General features: G+C 38.7%; 15 protein-coding genes and 1 pseudogene. 4 read left to right on the plus strand and 12 right to left on the minus strand.

What is annotated here, in order from left to right:
* Positions 1 to 146: 146 nt before the first annotated feature.
* A pseudogene (locus AC1DJR_RS03940) lies at positions 147 to 251 on the plus strand (MerR family DNA-binding transcriptional regulator); the annotation flags it as partial.
* 47 nt (positions 252 to 298) lie between these two features.
* Here the strand turns inward: AC1DJR_RS03940 and AC1DJR_RS03945 are convergent.
* The 10 genes from AC1DJR_RS03945 to AC1DJR_RS03990 form a co-directional block, all read right to left on the minus strand.
* Positions 299 to 1,159 carry a M15 family metallopeptidase gene (locus tag AC1DJR_RS03945; RefSeq protein ID WP_477002057.1) on the minus strand — a complete coding sequence of 287 codons (861 nt, stop codon included), beginning with the start codon at positions 1,157 to 1,159 and terminating at the stop codon, positions 299 to 301.
* An 82-nt stretch (positions 1,160 to 1,241) separates the two neighbouring features.
* Complete coding sequence (locus AC1DJR_RS03950; protein ID WP_477002058.1) at positions 1,242 to 2,348, minus strand: sensor histidine kinase; 1,107 nt, start codon at positions 2,346 to 2,348, stop codon at positions 1,242 to 1,244.
* Positions 2,341 to 3,039: a response regulator transcription factor gene (locus AC1DJR_RS03955; protein WP_002015820.1), complete on the minus strand. Its 699-nt coding sequence runs from the start codon at positions 3,037 to 3,039 to the stop codon at positions 2,341 to 2,343. Before AC1DJR_RS03955 ends, AC1DJR_RS03950 begins: the two co-directional genes overlap by 8 nt.
* 188 nt (positions 3,040 to 3,227) lie before the next feature.
* The gene (menC, locus tag AC1DJR_RS03960; RefSeq protein WP_429686552.1) at positions 3,228 to 4,334 is read right to left on the minus strand and encodes an o-succinylbenzoate synthase; all 1,107 of its coding nucleotides are present in this window, start codon (positions 4,332 to 4,334) and stop codon (positions 3,228 to 3,230) included.
* Positions 4,335 to 5,780, minus strand: a complete 1,446-nt coding sequence (locus AC1DJR_RS03965; protein WP_477002059.1) for an o-succinylbenzoate--CoA ligase — start codon at positions 5,778 to 5,780, stop codon at positions 4,335 to 4,337.
* Positions 5,781 to 5,961: 181 nt separating this feature from the next.
* Positions 5,962 to 6,111, minus strand: a complete 150-nt coding sequence (locus tag AC1DJR_RS03970) for a hypothetical protein (RefSeq protein WP_410592525.1) — start codon at positions 6,109 to 6,111, stop codon at positions 5,962 to 5,964.
* A gap of 121 nt (positions 6,112 to 6,232) precedes the next feature.
* Entirely contained in the window at positions 6,233 to 7,051 is an 819-nt protein-coding gene (gene menB, locus AC1DJR_RS03975) for a 1,4-dihydroxy-2-naphthoyl-CoA synthase (protein ID WP_305926800.1), read from the minus strand.
* 82 nt (positions 7,052 to 7,133) lie between these two features.
* Positions 7,134 to 7,946, minus strand: coding sequence for a 2-succinyl-6-hydroxy-2,4-cyclohexadiene-1-carboxylate synthase (gene menH / locus AC1DJR_RS03980; protein ID WP_477002060.1), 813 nt, complete (start codon positions 7,944 to 7,946; stop codon positions 7,134 to 7,136).
* Positions 7,943 to 9,697 (minus strand): 2-succinyl-5-enolpyruvyl-6-hydroxy-3-cyclohexene-1-carboxylic-acid synthase, encoded by a 1,755-nt coding sequence (menD, locus tag AC1DJR_RS03985; protein WP_429686551.1) that lies wholly within the window; start codon positions 9,695 to 9,697, stop codon positions 7,943 to 7,945. Before menD ends, menH begins: the two co-directional genes overlap by 4 nt.
* A complete protein-coding gene (locus AC1DJR_RS03990; protein ID WP_477002061.1) occupies positions 9,694 to 11,088 on the minus strand; it encodes an isochorismate synthase in 1,395 nt (464 codons plus the stop codon). The genes menD and AC1DJR_RS03990 overlap by 4 nt, the downstream gene beginning before the upstream one ends.
* A gap of 193 nt (positions 11,089 to 11,281) precedes the next feature.
* Between AC1DJR_RS03990 and AC1DJR_RS03995 the strand changes: the two genes are divergently transcribed.
* Both AC1DJR_RS03995 and AC1DJR_RS04000 read left to right on the plus strand, forming a co-directional pair.
* Complete coding sequence (locus AC1DJR_RS03995; RefSeq protein WP_002015811.1) at positions 11,282 to 12,235, plus strand: 1,4-dihydroxy-2-naphthoate polyprenyltransferase; 954 nt, start codon at positions 11,282 to 11,284, stop codon at positions 12,233 to 12,235.
* 278 nt (positions 12,236 to 12,513) lie between these two features.
* Positions 12,514 to 13,245: a yteA family sporulation protein gene (locus AC1DJR_RS04000; RefSeq protein WP_477002062.1), complete on the plus strand. Its 732-nt coding sequence runs from the start codon at positions 12,514 to 12,516 to the stop codon at positions 13,243 to 13,245.
* Between the two features lie 43 nt (positions 13,246 to 13,288).
* Here AC1DJR_RS04000 and cspD read toward each other — a convergent pair whose 3' ends face one another.
* Positions 13,289 to 13,489, minus strand: a complete 201-nt coding sequence (gene cspD / locus AC1DJR_RS04005; protein ID WP_001193051.1) for a cold-shock protein CspD — start codon at positions 13,487 to 13,489, stop codon at positions 13,289 to 13,291.
* Positions 13,490 to 13,810: 321 nt separating this feature from the next.
* On the opposite strand from cspD, the gene AC1DJR_RS04010 reads away from it, so the two are divergent.
* Positions 13,811 to 14,593: a TIGR00266 family protein gene (locus AC1DJR_RS04010; RefSeq protein WP_219920685.1), complete on the plus strand. Its 783-nt coding sequence runs from the start codon at positions 13,811 to 13,813 to the stop codon at positions 14,591 to 14,593.
* Between the two features lie 23 nt (positions 14,594 to 14,616).
* On the opposite strand, the gene AC1DJR_RS04015 is transcribed toward AC1DJR_RS04010, so the two are convergent.
* On the minus strand, positions 14,617 to 15,387 hold the full coding sequence (locus AC1DJR_RS04015; RefSeq protein ID WP_477002063.1) for a MerR family transcriptional regulator: 771 nt from the start codon (positions 15,385 to 15,387) through the stop codon (positions 14,617 to 14,619).
* Positions 15,388 to 15,439: the final 52 nt, after the last annotated feature.

Below are 15,439 nucleotides of genomic sequence, written 5' to 3' on the forward strand. Positions count from 1 at the left end.
CATTATAAGCATCTTTGTCTACATATTTTTTTACTGTCTTCCAATAATTTGTGCCTATTTTTAAATCTGAAGAAGCTTTTCCAACTAGATTACCAACAACACCTGACCATACTGGTTTAAGAGTTATTTTTGCAGCCCATCCTGAAATTCCACCACTAGCAGGTGTTACAGTAAGAATACTGCGTTACTACGATAAAATCGGCTTATTAAAATCAGTATCCAAAACAGAGGGCAGCCATCGTTTGTATACAATAAAAACTAGAAGAATTGTACCCATCCTTCTAGTTTAAAGAAACACCTATTCCTGAACCGTCACAATAACCCCGTCCATATTGTTCCCCGAAATTTCATATTGCTTATTTACTGGAACATTCACGTTCATACGATCTGAAACTTTATAATAAGAAACCGTATATTTCTTACCTTCAACCTCAGTTGAAACTTCTTTTTCCTCTTTTAAGAAGTCCAAATATTCCTCTAACGTAATCTTCTTTTTTTGCATAATTGCGCTATGTGGTAAACCTACGTAACGTATGTGCCACGGCTCATATTGAATGCCCGTAATATCACTTTTATTTTTCGGATAACGTAAAACAAATCCGTGCTTCCATACGTTCTCTTCAATCCATTTTCCTTCAGGAGCTTTCTCCATTTTCTTTTGAGTAGACCCAACGTCGAGTGATAACCCTAAATTATGTTCACTATATCCTGCTGGAAGTGCATAATCAGATCCCATTTCTTTATATAATTTACTTTGTTCTTGAAAATCTCGGTAACCGCTACTCATTAAGAAATGCTGYAYTCCATCTTTCCCAGCTGCATCGACAACGTTCAAAAACTTTTTTACAACACCCTTTGATAAGCGAAGATTTCTATCAAATATTACATAGCCTCTTACTAATTCACTATTGTGATTTACATTTATAATATCGGACCTAACACTATCTTTTTTAACCGGGTAATCTTTATTAACTAATAGTAGATCCCCTTTATAAATTTGTTCCTTTGTGACCTCTATCTTTTCAGTGTTCGCGGCTTTTACTTTGTAATCTTTTTCTGCAATTTTAACATCGATCTCCTTTTGAAATACTGGTGATATATAAAAGCCTACACATGCTGTACATACTATAAAAAGAGAAATAAATACCCACTTTTTCATTTCTAGTTCCTCCTTAACGTAACTTACGTATAGAATAGAAAAAACTATTAAAATAAAAAGTGGGGTAAAGTTTAAATTTTTATTAAATTGCTTTGCTCTCTTCTTTTGGTAATCTCACTTCAAATATCGTTCTAATTACGTTACTTTCAGCAGAGATTGTCCCATCATGCTGTTCGATAATATTTTTTGCGATAAATAGCCCAAGGCCTGTTCCGCCCTGTTGCTCTGACCTCGCCTTATCACCTGTATAAAACATATCAAATAAATATGGTAAATCTGCTTCTGGAATACTATCGCCGTAATTAATAATTTGTACAACTACCTCTTCATGATCAATATATCCGTTCACATCAACAAACTTTCCATCGTATCCATAGCGAATCGCATTCGTTAAAAGATTTTCAAATACTCGAGCTAACAATTTCCCGTCACCGTTAATAGGTAAATGCGAATCCATATTCAATCTCGCTTCTAAACCTTTTTTTTCTAATAACGGATATAATTCTTCATCTAACTGTATAAGTAATTCACTTATATCAATTGGTCTTTTTTCAATTTGCAACATGCCATAATTCATTCTCGTTATTTCAAATAATTCATCAATTAAGATTTCAAGCCTTTCGGATTTCGTAAAAGCAATTGTAGAAAAATGTTTAATTTGTTCCTTCGTCAAATTCTCATCTTTAAGAATTAAATCTAAATACCCTAAAACAGATGTTAGCGGCGTTCTTAAATCATGAGCTAAGTTGACAATGAGCTGATCTTTACTACTTTCCGCAAAGTCTCCTCGTTCAACCGCTTCTTTTAATTTTTCACTTGCTACATTAATTTCGCGTGCGATATATCCAAACTCATCATTTGATGAAACACGAACTTGATTTGAAAAATCTCCGTTCGCAAGATGATGAATCCCGTTCGAAATCTCATCAAAATATTTTAAATACGGTCTAGTAAGGAAGAAGAAAAACATAATGGACAGAGGAATAAATACAATTAAAAAGAAATTAATGTCCCCAATTTGTCTTACCATTGAACGAAATTGGGCTAAAGGATCCTCATAACGAACTGCTAATTTATAATAGAGACGTAGCCCCTCATAAATTAAATACGTTACGCCACCAGCTAATATCATACTTAACGCAAATAGCATAATCATCTTCGAGYGAAAGCTTCTCATCTTTTTAGCCATTGAAAGTATAACCTACCCCCCACACTGTTTTTATTAACTTATCCTTTCTTTTATCTTCCCCAAGCTTTTTTCGCAAAGTACGGATATGTACCATAACTGTATTTCCACTTTCGTAATACCCTTCAGCCCATACTTGCTGAAAAATATTTTCCACACTGTACACTTTCTTCGGATGACTTGCTAATACATATAAAATATCAAATTCTTTTGGTGTTAATTCAATCGGCTCTCCGTACACATTTACTGTTCTTCGCTCAGGATCAATAGCGACTCCGCCTATTTCTAAAGCAGATTTATTCTCCGCTACTTTCGGCTGATTTAACGTAAGAAATCTACGCAGTTGTGCATTTACACGTGCGACTAATTCAATCGGTGTGAAAGGCTTTGTCATATAATCATCTGCACCTAATACAAGACCTGTCACTTTATCAAAATCAGATGTTTTCGCACTTAAGAAAATGATTGGCATGTGGTGCTTGCCGCGAATCTGCCTCGTCACTTCATACCCATCCATTTTCGGCATCATAATATCTAAAACCACTAAGTCAATTGGCTGCGTTTGAATAATATGCATGGCTTCTTCTCCATCAGCTGCTTTAACGACGTGGTAACCCTCTTTTTCTAAATGTATCTCAATTAAATCAGCAATTTCCGCTTCATCATCAGCTATTAAAATTGAAATGCGCTTCATTTTAGTCCCCCTACTTTATTCTGTTTTCATACGCTCGATTTTAAACTAGTCTATCAAAGGCTACCCGTAAGAGTAACCTTGATAAATGAAATTATATCGGTGATTTTTTAAATATATCGACTTACCGAAAATTAACGAGAAAATCATCCCGCTATTTGCAGGTAGTCAGTACTAATAAAAGCTCCCATTCATCGCTCAAAAATAATCCGCTGCTTTGTTATTTCTTCCAACCTGCCTCGATCTACTTCATACTCACGTTCAATACTTTGCGGTACCCTTACTTTTCCGCTTTCAAGCATCACTTCCGGTGAAATAATATCCTTCTCCCAATGTCTACTAGAAGCAGATATATCTCCAGGAATCGTAAAGTTTGGCAATGAAGCGAGTGCAACATTTTGAGCTCGTGAAATCCCCATTTCTACCATGCCACCGCACCAAACTGGTATGTTATGCTCCATACAATAATTATGGATTTGAACGGACTCTGTTAATCCGCCCACTCGCCCTGGTTTAATATTAACGACGCGGCAACTGCCAAGCGTAATCGCAACACGTGCGTCTTCTAAACTATGGATGCTTTCATCYARACAAATCGGTGTTTCAATTTTCTTTTGCAACTGTGCATGATCCAGAAAATCGTAATCCGCTAACGGTTGTTCAATCATCATAAGTTGGAATTCATCTAGYCKTTTCAACTTCTCCGTATCCGCTAATGTATAAGCWGAATTTGCATCAGCCATTAACGGGATATTCGGAAACTCTTTACGAATTTCTTTCAGCAATTCGTAATCATGTTCTGGCTTTATTTTCACTTTAAAGCGCTCGTATCCTTCTTCCGCGTACTTCTCGATTTGTTTTAACATAACGGGAATTGTATTGATCCCAATCACAACGCCGACTTCAATTTCAGACCTATTTCCGCCAAGTGATATCGCTAACGACTGCTTTTGACGCTTCGCATATAAATCCCAGACAGCACCTTCAATTCCGGCCTTTGCCATTCGGTTTCTCTTTATATGTTTGAACAAAGACGGTACTTCATTCGGATGAGAGATTTCAGCTTTCAATAAATCTGGTAATAAAAAATCCTGAAGTACATGCAGCGCTGTCTTCACCGTTTCTTCCGTATACCACGGTTCAGAAAATGCAACGACTTCACCAAAACCAATGTATCCATCCTTATCTTCTAATTCAATGACGATACTTTCACGCTTTTCGTAAGTTCCGTAACTCGCGGCAAACGGGATAATGAGCGGCATTTCCGTTATATAAAGTGTCACTTTTTTTATTTCCACCTACATCTCCTCCACTAATTGTCTTAACTCTCGTCTTAACAATTTCTTCGAAGCATTTCGTGGTAATTCCTCTAAGAAACATGCTTTCTTCGGCACTTTATATTTCGCTAATTTCTCTTCGCAAAAACGAAGAATTTCTTCTTCTGTTACCTCTCCACTTTTTACAACAAAAGCAGCTGGTACTTGTCCCCAACTTTCGTCAGCCATACCGACAACACCCGCTTCTGCTACCGCCGGATGAGAGAGCAATACTTCTTCAATTTGAGCTGGATATATATTTTCTCCGCCAGAAATAATTAAATCACTGCGGCGATCTAATACGTATAAAAATCCTTCTTCATCTAAATAACCGAGGTCACCAGTATGAAGCCATCCATTTCTGATCGCCTCATGCGTCGCATCTTCACGGTTAAAGTAGCCACCTGTTACATTCGGTCCTTTTACTACAATTTCTCCTTCAGCACGGGGCGGCACAACTACGCCGTCTTTTTCAATACGAAGCTGACACTGAAATAGTGGTTTTCCGGCTGATCCTACTTTCGTTAACATRTAATCTGCTGTTAACGTACAAATTTGCGATGAYGTTTCTGTCATACCGTACGTTTGATACACAGGAATTCCTTTTTCCACACATGTTTCTAATAACGGCTTCGGTGCTGGTCCTCCCCCAAGTAACATGCATCGTAAAGAAGATGGATATATCTCTTCTCCAAGTCGTTCTAATAAATCTGTTAGCATTTTAGAAACGACAGAAATAATCGTAACGCCTCTCGTTTGAAGTGCTTTATGAATAAAATTAGCATCATATTTTGGAACGAGTAAAATGCGCATACCGTACATAATATTTTTCATTAAAAGAGATAACCCGCCAACGTGGAACATTGGCATACAAGCTAACCAACAATCATCATCACGAAGCCCTAAATTAAGCGAAGAACCGACTGCACTTGCCCAGTGGTTACCATATGTTAAAATAACGCCTTTCGGTTTCCCTGTCGTCCCTGACGTATAAATAATTGTCATCGCTTCTTCTAAAGAGAATTCTTCTTGTATAAATGCTTCCGCCTTCGGTCCTTGCATCACTTCAGCAAATGAAYATACYGGAACATTTTYCGTCTCAAACTCTTGATCCGTCACTAAACAAACAACTTCCGCATCAYCCATTTGCCAAAGTAGCTCTTCTCTTGAAAGACGCGTATTTAAAAGCACAGCTACCGCACCTATGTAAGATAGGGCGTGAATAACTGTAATCATCTCCATACCATTTTTCATCAGAACAGCCACCTTTTGCGCCCGCTTCACTCCTACATGCGTGAGGTGTTCACAAACAGATACTACTTTTTCATGCAGCTGCACGAAAGTAACCTTCTCCTCTTCAATTTCAATTGCAGTGCGATCAGGTGTTAAAAATGCACGTTGCATTAACCAATTCGGCATCGTCTCCATCACTCATTCTCCTTTCATGAAAGAAAGAGACCTGATATGACATCAAGTCTCTTAGTTGTTTTGTTTCCGGTGTGATCTTTTGGGAGCGTCTCACATTGTGTGCGAGCTGCTTCCGTCTAAGAACCTTCCGCACGAGAAAGTAAAAAACACTTTCTGTGCGAAAGAACCTTAGCCTACGGAGCTAAACAGTCGGCTCCGCTTTGAAACATCCAGCTACAGCGGCTAGAACAGTCGGTCGTTTCACGCCTTCCTGCGAGGCAAAAAGCGCCTCTTTTTCAGGAGTTCCAACGCCCTCTTGTTCTAAGCGAGCTGCTTCCGCTTTTGGTTTCATCCAGCTACAGCGGCTAGAACAGTCGGTCGTTTCACGCCTTCCTACGAAGCAAAAAGCGCCTCTACGTCAGGAGTTCCAACGCCCTCTTGTTCTAAGCGAGCCGCTTCCGCTTTTGGTTTCATCACGGGAAACGAGGGAATTGACCGAAGTCCGGAGTGCGTTTTTCTTTGAACGCGTCGCGGCCTTCTTTTGCTTCGTCAGTTGTGTAGTACAATAACGTTGCGTCTCCAGCTAGTTGTTGAATACCAGCTAAACCGTCTGTGTCTGCGTTGAATGCAGCTTTTAGGAAACGAAGTGCCATTGGGCTGTTTGCTAAGATTTCTTGTGCCCATTGTACTGTTTCTGCTTCAAGCTCTTCTAATGGTACTACTGTGTTTACTAAGCCCATATCAAGCGCTTCCTGTGCGCTGTATTGACGGCATAGGTACCAAATTTCGCGAGCTTTCTTATGGCCTACCATACGAGCTAAGTAACCAGCTCCGTATCCACCGTCAAAGCTTCCTACTTTAGGACCTGTTTGTCCGAATACAGCGTTGTCTGCAGCGATTGTTAAGTCACATACGATATGAAGTACGTGTCCACCACCGATTGCATAACCTGCTACCATTGCGATAACTGGTTTAGGAATTGCGCGAATTAGACGTTGTAAGTCTAATACGTTTAAACGTGGGATTTGGTCGTCACCTACATATCCACCATGACCGCGAACTTTTTGGTCGCCGCCAGAACAGAATGCACGTCCACCTTCACCTGTTAAAATGATAACGCCAACATTTGCATCATCACGAGCGTGCGCAAAAGCATTGATTAACTCCATTACCGTTTTAGGACGGAATGCGTTATGTACTTCAGGGCGGTTAATCGAAATCTTTGCGATGCCATTGTATGTTGAATAAATAATATCTTCGTAATTGCCTTCTTTTACCCATTCAATAGTCATTACTATTACCTCCTTTTTATACTCTTAATGATCTCTCATTAATTTCTCTATAAGCTCAACTTCCTTCACAAGGAAAAAAGTATCACTGCATAGTTTTTAGAAATCCCTTTACTATTGTATCAAACTTTTCCGGTTGTTCCACATGAATTGCATGGCCAGCCCCATCAATTTTGACAAATTTCGCATGAGGGATGCATTTTTCGATGTTTTTTAATAGGCGAAAGAACTTTTCATCGCTTTCTCCATTCAGTAAAAGGACAGGTATTTTTAGGTTTTGCAATTCGTTCCACCATGAAGGCTGAGCTCCTGTTCCCATGCCGCGAAGACTATTTGCAAGTCCTTTTGGATTATTAGCAAGTCGTTCTTTTCGCACCGCTTCTTTTACGTTTTGCGCTAAACGTTTTTGCGTTTCAAATAGCGGAATATTTTCCCACATCGATACAAAACCTCGGATGCCTTCTTGCTCAATTTTATCAGCAAGTCGTTCATCTTTTTCCTTGCGTTCTTTTCGCTCCTTTGCACTCTCAAGTCCAGCTGTACAGTTTTCTAAAAGAAGCGAACGCACATATTCTGGATATAAGCATGCCATCGTAATCGCAAGTCTACCACCCATTGAATAGCCAAGTATGTGCGCATTTTCAATATGAAGATGATCCAGTAGTTCTTTCATTTGCAGTGCCACATTTTGAATATCATAATGCGTCACATCTTCAGGACTTTCCGTTTTCCCGTGTCCAATAATGTCTACTAGAATGACTTGAAACTGCTCGCTCCAAGAAGGAATAAAGGAACCCCACGTTTCCATGCTTCCCGTAAAACCATGAAGAAGTAGAAGTGGTTCCCCGCTTCCGGCTACTTCATATTCATACGATACACCTTGCAATGTTACTTTCATTTTGATTCACCTTGCAAAGATGTAGTAATAACGTCCATTGTTTTTGCCCATAGTTCACGATGTAATTTCAAGTTTTCTTCGCGATTCGTACAAATTTCCACAACGTGTAATCCATTCGTTTTCGTTCCAGTTTGTACTTCTTCTCGGAAGTTTTCCCAACCATTTACACGGCTAAATGAACCACCATACATTTTGACAACATGTTCATAATCAAGCCCAATTGGTGTTCCAAATAATGATTCGAAATGTTCCTTTTTCTCGTATTGTGGTAAGAATGAGAAAATACCTCCACCATCATTATTTACAACAACAATCGTTATATTTAACTCATGTAGTTTCGCGGCTAATAGTCCGTTTARATCGTGATAAAATGATAAATCACCGATTACTAATACGAGCGGATCACAAATAATACTCGCTCCTAAAGCTGTTGAAATGATTCCATCAATACCATTTACACCGCGGTTCGCCATTACTTGAATGTTTTTATCCGATGTGAAGAAAAATGAATCGGTATCGCGAATTGGCATACTATTACTCGCAAATAACGTTGCCCCTTCTGGTAATACACGTACAATATCCGTAATTACTTTTCCTTCAAAYGCCGTTTCATATGTTTCCATCTCACGAAGYGTTTCTCTCGTTTTCTCGTTTATATGTTTCCACATTCCGAACCAATCATTCTTTTTCATAACTGGCATTTTATCTAGTAATGCTCTGCAAAATTCACTGTCACTAGCTTGTACAACTTCTGTCGCAACTAGAGCTGGATCTCTCCATTGTCCAGATTCATCGACAACGATATGAACAGCTTTCGTTTGTTTTTTGATAAACTGCGTTAATGCTTTAGAGACAGGCATTCCTCCGAAACGAATTAAAACATTCGGCTTCCACGTTTCTTTTAACAATTCATTTCGTAAAAATGTATCGTAACAATCTATAACCATCGTTTTATCATGATTACCACTACGGAGGTTAGAAAGTGGATCTGCTAAAATTGGATACCCTGTTTTCTCAGCTACTTTCATAACAACTTCTGTTATTTCTGGATGACTGCCGTCTCCACAAATAATAAGCCCCTTTTCCATATGTGAAAGGCGCCCTACAAGAGAATCTACATATTCACTCGGCATCGTCACGTTCCCTTGCTGAACTACTCCTGTATATTCACCACGCCCTTTATCCCATAAACTTTCTAATGAGAAATCCGGTATAAGCGGCTCGCGAACTGGAAAATTAAGATGAACAGGTCCTTGCGGCGCTAGAAGTGCGCTTGCTATCGTACGCTGCGTTGTCATTCGAGCGTAATGATACATTGCTTCACTCGCTTCAGGAAGTGCCATCTCTGTAAATTGCTTCACAAAAGTACCGTATAAATTAAATTGATTCATCGCCTGTGGTGCACCCACATCTCTTAATTCATGCGGTCTATCCGCTGTTAATACGATAAGCGGCACTCGTGAATGAAACGCTTCACATACAGCTGGATAATAGTTCGCTGCTGCCGTCCCTGACGTACATAATAGCGCAACAGGACGTTTTTTTGCTTTCGCAATACCGAGCGCAAAAAATCCTGCTGATCTTTCGTCTACATGTAAATATGTTTTCATTCCTTCATGTTGTTCCATTAGTAAGGCAATCGGCGTTGACCGTGAGCCAGGACTAATGACAACATCACATACATTTAGACGCGTCAGTTCGTCCACGAACGCGCCTAAATAATATGATAATGCTTCTATATGATTGTTCATTTCATTAATTCCTCCAAAGCACCAAGCATCGGTCTAAACTTCAAACTTGTTTCTTCATATTCAAGCTGCGCTACTGAATCAATTACGATACCACAGCCGGCAAACAAGGATGCCTTCTCGCCATTTAATAATCCRCAGCGAAGTGCAACCGCAAATTCACCATTTCCTTCATCATCTATAAAGCCAATTGGTGCACCATATAATCCTCTATCTAAAAGCTCTACATCACGGATTAATTTCAACGCCTCATGACGAGGTGTACCACCAAGAGCTGGTGTTGGATGTAATTCTTCTACCATCGTTAAAAGACTTGCATCACCTTTTGCTTCTACTGGCGTATATAAATGGATTAAATTTTTCGTCGTTAATAAGCCTGGGCTCTCCGGAATATTAACAGATTCGCAATGCTCACTTAGCACACCTCGAATCATGTTAACTACATAACCGTGTTCAGCCAAATTCTTTTCATCATGAAGAAGCGTCTTACCATTTTGTTTACTTTCTTCTATAGAATTGCCATGACCAATTGAACCAGCAAGGCACATCGATGTRAACTTCTCGCCTTCTTTTCGAATCAATCGCTCAGGTGTCGCCCCTAAGAAGCATGCTCCTTTATAATCAAAAGAAAATACGTAACAATCCGGTTGCCCAATGCGAAGCGCTTCTAAAACAAGAACGGAATCAATATGCTGATCCATCGTTAATTTTAGCTCCCTTGCTAATACAACCTTCTGCACGTTCCCTTGCTTCATTTCATCYTGCACTTTTCCAATCGCRTTCATCCAGCCMYTCGGATCAACTTCTACTTTAGAAGTAACTGTTAATTTTGATCCTWCTAGTGCACATTTACTCTCTTGTAAAATTCTCTCTTCTACAGAAATAATTTCGTTATAAAGAGTTTCTGCACAATCTTCAGCTGAAACGAACTGATTAATCGTTAACCACGCCTTTTCATTTTTTACAGTTAATAAAAATGCTGGTAGTGAAAATGTGGTATCATCAAATTCTTTCCAAAGATTCGTTTTTTCTTTTTCTTGGTCAAATGAAAATCCACCAAATAAAAGAGGACCTGTTCMAAATTCGTATCCTTCTCTTTGTACGAATGCTTTCTCTTTTACTTTATCCCACTCGTCACGAGCAGTTTGAAAGCGTTTGTGAGAAGAATTTGCTATAGTGAAAACAGAGCCAATTCCAGCAAATATTACATGCTGAGCTGGGTCTGCAAAATAACATCTATTTTCGAATGCGATCCTTTTTCCTGCTGCATAAAACAGAAGTGGATCCACCCAATCTATTTGTTTTACAAAACTAACTAATGTTTTTTCATCAGTCGCACGCTTAATAGCTGTAACAAGAACTTCTTGTAAGCCTTTTCGTTTCGTTTGAATCACAATTGTCTCCCCCCTATGGGCGAAAAATAGTCATAATTACGCTTGATTTTAAGATACACCTCAAAGGAAAGGCCTGTCAACGTTTAGCATTTCTGAGAAATTCACCTTCTCTTCCTAGAAAATAAACGTTGACACTAAATGATGCTTTTTCTACACTTAATTGTGTACAATATGTGACCAAGGAGGATTCAACATGGAAATGAACGTCGAAACGAATTCCTCTCCTACGGCGCCAAAGCCAAGTAAACAAACAGGCTGGCGAATTTGGTGGAGTTTATTACGTCCCCATACATTAACAGCAGCTTTCGTTCCTGTTTTCATCGGAACAGCTTTTGCAATGCAGGTCGGAGGTATAAATCAAATACATCTTCCTCTTTTCTTTATGATGCTTCTTGCTTGCCTTCTCATTCAAGCAGCAACGAACATGTTTAATGAATACTTTGATTATAAAAGAGGACTCGATCATGAAGGTTCAGTTGGAATAGGCGGTGCTATCGTCCGCGATGGCATTAAACCAAAAACCGTTCTTAACTTAGCATTCGGATTTTTAGGCATCGCAACGCTATTAGGTGTTTATATTTGTATGAACTCTAGCTGGTGGCTTGCTGCAATCGGTCTTGTTTGTATGGCCGTTGCTTACCTTTACACTGGTGGCCCTATTCCAATTGCGTACACACCATTTGGAGAGCTAACAGCAGGATTATTTATGGGTGTCATTATTATTGGTATTTCATTCTTTATCCAAACAGGCGCAGTAACATCAGAAGTGATTTTATTATCTATTCCAAGCTCCATTTTAATTGGTGCAATTTTACTATCTAACAATATTCGTGATTTAGATGGTGATAAAGAAAATGGTCGTAAAACGTTAGCAATTCTCGTTGGACGCGAAAGAGCCGTTGGTGTACTTGCTTCTATGTTTATCGTTGCCTACATTTGGACAATCGCTTTAATCATCGTTAACATCGTATCACCATGGATGCTTATCGTATTCTTAAGTGTACCGAAAGCATTTAAAGCGACGAAAGGCTTTATCGGCAAAAGCATTCCAATGGAAATGGTACCTGCGATGATTTCAACAGCAAAAACAAATACAATTTTCGGTCTCCTAATGGGAATCGGATTATTGCTTGGATACTTCCTATAAAGTGAAACTTTAATCAGTGGAGATTTTGTTCATCCCCACTGATTATTAGCCCGCACCAATCGGGCGTTTACGGGCAGTTGGTCTCCCACCTAACTTCTTTGCTCCAGCCAAATTCTAAGGTGGGAGTTTTACTGCCCGGCAAATAGCGGGATAGAAAGGAGCTGCTTATGCGGCTCCTTTTTTCATATACCGACTTCCCGGCTGAAATTCATCTCATAATTCCTACTCTCAACGCTCATACTATGTAAAGAAACTGAATTGTAGGAAGGTGGACGACTATGTTAACTCCACAACAAATAAATCAATTTAAATCTATTCTAGAAAAACAACAGCAAGAAGTTGAACAAACGATACAAAMTCATGAAGATGAAAACCGTGCATCTGAACGTGATTCAGTAGGAGAATTGTCTAGCTATGACAACCATCCAGGTGATATGGCTACAGAATTGTACGAACGTGAGAAAGATTTCGGACTCATCGAATTTTGGCATAAACAGTTAGAAGATACGAAACATGCTCTGCAAAAAATTGAAGCTGGTACGTACGGAATTTGCGAAGTGTCTGGTGAGGAAATTCCATTTGAAAGATTAGAAGCAATGCCAACTGCTACAACGTGTATTCAGCACACTACAAATAAATTAGATATGAAGGCGCGCCCAGTTGAAGAAGAGGTGCTAAATTCTTCGTTTCATAAGCACGACGAAGATCATTCTGTAGAGTACGATGCTGAAGATGCTTGGCAAGACGTCGCAAATTACGGAACATCAGAAACACCATCCGATTTAGAAAGACAGGATTCAAAAAACTATAATGGCATGTACGTAAATAGTGAAGAAAATGTTGGGTATGTAGAGGATTTCGAAAACTTTATTGGAACAGATATGTATGGAAAAAACCCACAAGTTTTCGCAACAGAAGAACATGAAGAATATGAACAATTGCTTGATGACTYTGAAGAACGCACCTTTAAAGGTGAATTATCTTCAGATGAGTCTGGTTCTAAAGCATAAAAAAAGCATTCCGAAATTCGGAATGCTTTTTTTCGCTAGCTAATTAGTTTTTTGTAACGTTAGCTGCTTGTGGTCCGCGGTTTCCATCAACGATTTCGAAAGAAACTTCTTGACCTTCTTCTAAAGTTTTGAAGCCGTCGCCTTGAATAGCTGAGAAATGTACGAATACGTCTTCTCCGCCTTCAACTTCGATGAAGCCAAAACCTTTTTCGCCGTTAAACCATTTTACTTTACCTGTTTGCATGTCATGTACCTCCTAAATAAAAATGAAACTATGAATCCACATGAAAAGGTGGATATAAAGGACATGAATGTATAACAAGCTTACAGCCTTTAATACAACGTGCTTTATTTCCGTACCACATTATGTAGCTCAATAGTGTTTTCACTATATCATGCTATAGCAAAAACGTCAAATGAGAACACTTTCGTCCCATTGTTTTTTATAAGCCTAGTATAATCATAAATTTTCATTCTATTTTTATTCAAAAATTAATAAAACTACAGTATTCTAATTTCTTTAATTTTTGTACAATATAATTACTACATATGATGAGGTGAAAAAATGCAAGCACATGAAATCGAGTATAAATTATATGGCGATGATATGCAGTTTGTTGAAATTGAATTGGATCCAGAAGAAAGCGTTGTCGCAGAGGCTGGCGCAATGATGATGATGGAAGATCATATCGAAATGGAAACGATTTTCGGTGATGGTTCTGGACCATCTAGTGGTCTATTCGGTAAATTAATGGGCGCAGGTAAACGTCTCGTTACAGGTGAAAGTATGTTTATGACTGTATTTACAAATACAGGTCATGGCAAACGACACGTATCATTCGCCGCTCCTTATCCTGGAAAAATTATTCCTGTTGATTTAACAGAATATCAAGGAAAAGTAGTCTGCCAAAAAGATGCATTTCTTTGTGCCGCAAAAGGTGTTTCTATCGGAATTGAGTTTACTAAAAAAATAGGAACTGGTTTCTTCGGGGGTGAAGGTTTCATCATGCAGAAACTTGAAGGTGATGGTCTAGCTTTCATGCATGCAGGAGGAACGGTATATAAGCGTGAATTAAAACCTGGTGAGAAACTTCGCATTGATACAGGTTGTCTCGTTGCAATGACAAAAGATGTTAACTACGATATTCAATTCGTTGGAAAAGTAAAAACAGCTCTATTTGGCGGTGAAGGTTTATTCTTCGCAACGCTAGAAGGTCCTGGAACGGTTTGGATTCAGTCCTTAACACTTAGCCGCTTAGCAGCACGCCTTACAAGCCCAGCAGCTCAAAGTACTGGTGAAGGTAGTGTATTAGGTGGACTTGGTCGTTTATTAGATGGAAAAGAGTAATAAGTGCCCTTATAGGGCATTTTTTATTTAGGTGGACTATACAAACCATTTTGGATCATAAAGTATTTCATCGCTTCATTAAGCCACGCCTCTTCTTCTTCCGTATAAGGAGAAGGCATCATATTATTATATTGTTCTTCTACATTCTCTAATTTACCTAGAGAATACATTGTCTCTTCACCGACATACTTAAGAGTCGCTTTCATATGTTCATCAACCAATTTTTGCACTTCTGAATCCTCAATTTGTCTTCCAAATAACCTTTTCACTTCTTTTGCTAAACACATAAATTCTTTATCAAGTGCTATCTCCTCTTCTTCCGGCTTATTATATAATCCATCAGCCACTTCTTTTGATACATATTCTTCAAGCCATAAACGTTGTTCGTTTTCTTTTTGGATACTATTAATTAAGCTCATTAATATGTTACTATCTACCTCTTCATCTTCCTCAAGGTATACCATTGTTCGTTCAATCGCCTTTATCGAAACTTCAAGTTGTTTTTTCTTTTCTTCAAAGGCTACTCTTTGATTTTGTAATGTTTCTTTTAAGCTTATATTCAAACTTTTCACATTGAGCAYGACACGAATTTCTTCTAAACTATATCCTAATACTTTAAGACTCACTATTTTTTGGAGCGCTAATATATCTCTATCTTTATATACACGGTGTCCTGAACTTATATTTTTTTCAGGTTTAAGCAGGCCAAGTTCATCGTAATACTGTAGTGTTCGTATTGATATACCTGTTCTCTTTGAAAACTCACCAATTGAGTAGCCTTCCTTTTTGCTCATCCTACACTCCTCCTAACAATATGTTTACAAAAATCATACTCCCTCACGTAAC

The organism is Bacillus sp. 05T31, assembly GCF_056396725.1.